4 protein-coding genes are annotated in these 2,541 nt (G+C 70.2%); all 4 read left to right on the top strand.

The genetic code is table 11. The annotated features are described in order from the left end of the window. Positions 1 to 350: hypothetical protein (locus tag D7W79_RS44650; RefSeq protein ID WP_208729980.1), on the top strand; the 350-nt coding region annotated here is incomplete at its 5' end. Positions 351 to 539: 189 nt separating this feature from the next. Continuing rightward, positions 540 to 1,364 carry an AfsA-related hotdog domain-containing protein gene (locus tag D7W79_RS41180; protein ID WP_120530643.1) on the top strand — a complete coding sequence of 275 codons (825 nt, stop codon included), beginning with the start codon at positions 540 to 542 and terminating at the stop codon, positions 1,362 to 1,364. After that, positions 1,361 to 2,008, top strand: a complete 648-nt coding sequence (locus D7W79_RS41185) for a methyltransferase family protein (protein ID WP_120530644.1) — start codon at positions 1,361 to 1,363, stop codon at positions 2,006 to 2,008. The genes D7W79_RS41180 and D7W79_RS41185 overlap by 4 nt, the downstream gene beginning before the upstream one ends. After that, the coding region (locus tag D7W79_RS41190; RefSeq protein ID WP_147442335.1) for an NAD-dependent epimerase/dehydratase family protein at positions 1,996 to 2,541 on the top strand (546 nt) is incomplete at its 3' end. The genes D7W79_RS41185 and D7W79_RS41190, both read left to right, overlap by 13 nt.

Here is a 2,541-nt window from a genome sequence, read left to right on the forward strand (position 1 = left end):
ACTGGAGGCGCACCGTCATCACGCACCCGCCCGGCTACAACCCGGGGCCCGCCCGACTGTTCGCCAGCCAGCGCCGCCGCCGGTGTCCCACCTGCCGCATGTGTTCACCACCGACCGCCGCACCTGCGAAGACGCACGGGGGCGGCCGGCTTCTCTCACCTGCCTCCCGCCCCACCACCGTGGGGTCGATGCCTGGCGGTGTGCTCACGCAGACGCACCACATGCGAGTGGCGGTGGGTCGCCAGGACTCCGACGGGAGGCCCACGACGGGCACCATCTACCTGGGTGGTGGGGGCGCGAAGCCGGAGGTGCGGATCCGCTGCGAGCCGGTGACGCCCGAGGGGCAGTGAGCCCGCGGCCGCACCGGCTGTCTCAATCCAAGACGCATTTCGCGACGTGTCATGATGGTTCATGAAACAGACCCCGGAAATCTCCCGGGTCTGGTTTCTCGGTCTGTGAAAGCGGGCCTTCCCCGGTTCTCGTATTGAGACATCGCGATTCCTAGACTGCCTTTCCCCCTCAGCTGGAGAAAGGCAGACATGGATTCCGATTCAGGCCATCCCGAGCGCCGCGTGCGGGTGGCGTCGCCGGAGGCCGTCCCGTTCCTGCTCGTGCCGGAGCCCCTCCTCCCGGAAGTCGAGCACCCCTGTCGCATCCCGGTGAAGGACGTGGAGGAGGCGGAGTTCCTGGCCGCCGTGCTCCAGGAGCACTGCGGCCTCTACCTGGGCGCGCGCGCCGCCGAGTTCCCCGCGCTCGCGGAGTGGGCGGACGCGACGCCCGTGGGCGTGCGCGTGGGCGGCCCGTGGAAGCGGGATCCGCCGGAGAACGTCTCGGAGCTCCTGGCCCGCATCCCCGTGCGCAACTCCGTCTCGGAAGGGCGTCAGTCCTTCAGCGAGGCGGAGCAGGCCAGGCCGCTGGAGCGCATCGACCCGGTGCTGGTGCACAAGCGAGACCCGGCGAACGTGCTGCTCGCCAACGCGTGCCGGGTGGGCGCGCTCCAGCAGTTCAACTGCTTCACCGAGTCCCCGGAGTTCGTCTTCGACCATCCCTCCGAGCATGTGCAGGGCATGCTCCTCACGGAGCTGGCGCGGCAGGCGAGCATCGCGACCATCCACGGCGTGGGGCTGCCACTGGACTGGTCGCTCATCATGACGCGCCTGTCCCTGGAGTTCCGGCGCTTCGTGCGCAACGACGTGCCCGTCATCATCCGCACCTTCGTCAGCTTCCGGCTGCCCGAGTGGGCGGAGCCGGTGCGCACCGTCGGACGCCGCAGCCGCATGTGGATCGCCGTGCAGGGCTGGCAGGAGGACACCTGCTGCTTCCACGGGCTCATTGGCGCGCTGAGCGCGAAGGAGGCGTCATGAAGAACCTGCATCGTTGGATGCCCACGCTGCTGCTGGTGACGGGCGTGGGGCTGCTGATTCCGCTCGGCATCCGGCAGGTCCTGCGCACGCCGGAGGACAGCCGGCCCATCGCGGGCCTGATGCTGGGCCTGTACCTGACGTGGATGCTGGTGGAGAGCCGGGTGACGCTGCGGGAGACGCAGAAGCCCACCGCGGAGCGGGACAGCGCCACGCTCGAGCTGTATGCGATTGCGCGCCTGGCCACGATTCTCCTCGCGGTCGCGTTCCCCACGCTGGAGCTGGGGCCCGTGCCGCGCGCGGCGGGGGTGTTCTGTTTCATCGCCGGGGTCTCCTTGCGGCTCACGGCCATCCGCACGCTGGGGAAGGCCTATTCGCACCGGGTGCGGTTGCCGGACGCGAGCCTGCTCGTCACGGAAGGCGTGTACCGGAAGCTCCGACACCCGGCGTACACCGGCATGCTGCTGGCGCACGTGGGCTACCTGCTGGTGTTCCCCGCGGTCGTGGGCATCGCGGTGTTCGCGCTGATGTTCATTCCGGCCGTGCTCCTGCGCATCCGGCACGAGGAGCGGCTGCTGCTGGGCTCCTTCCCGGGCTACGCCGAGTACGCGGCGAGCCGCAAGCGGCTGGTCCCATGGGTCTGGTAGGCGGCTTCGGCGTCGTGCTCACGGGCGCGACCGGCATGGTGGGGCAGGCGTTCCTGCGTCAGCGCGGAGCGCACTCCGTGCACGCGCTGGTGCGCTCACCCGATGGCCGTGACTGGGGAGAAGGCGTGCACGTCGTGCAAGGAGACCTGCACGGCATCCCCGATGCGCTGTTTCCCCCGTATCCCTACGTCGTCCTGCACCTCGCCATGAAGCAGCGGGACACCGACAACACGGGCTTCGAGCGGACCAACGTGGACGGCACGCGGCGGCTCCTGTCGCGGCTCCGAGGTGACTGCCGGGGCGTCCTGCTCGGCAGCTCCATGTCTGTCTATGGCCCGGGGCCGCACCGGGGCGTGAAGGAGGTGCATCCCCTGCGTCCCATCACCGCGCTGGCCCGCTCCCGCGTGGCGGCGGAGGACGTCGTCATGGAGCACGCGGTCCGGACGGGCCTGCACGCGGCGCTGCTCCGGCCGCGCTTCCTCCTCGGGCGCGGGGACCGGTTCGTCCTGCCCGCGATGGTGAAGCTCCTGAAG

Origin of the sequence: Corallococcus exercitus, from assembly GCF_003611585.1 — a bacterium.
GTDB lineage: Bacteria > Myxococcota > Myxococcia > Myxococcales > Myxococcaceae > Corallococcus > Corallococcus exercitus.

What these genes read in the sequence shown, in the direction of transcription:
- D7W79_RS41180 (WP_120530643.1), top strand. Translation starts at nt 540, where the DNA reads ATGGATTCCGATTCAGGCCATCCCGAGCGCCGCGTGCGGGTGGCGTCG.
- D7W79_RS41185 (WP_120530644.1), top strand. Translation starts at nt 1,361, where the DNA reads ATGAAGAACCTGCATCGTTGGATGCCCACGCTGCTGCTGGTGACGGGC.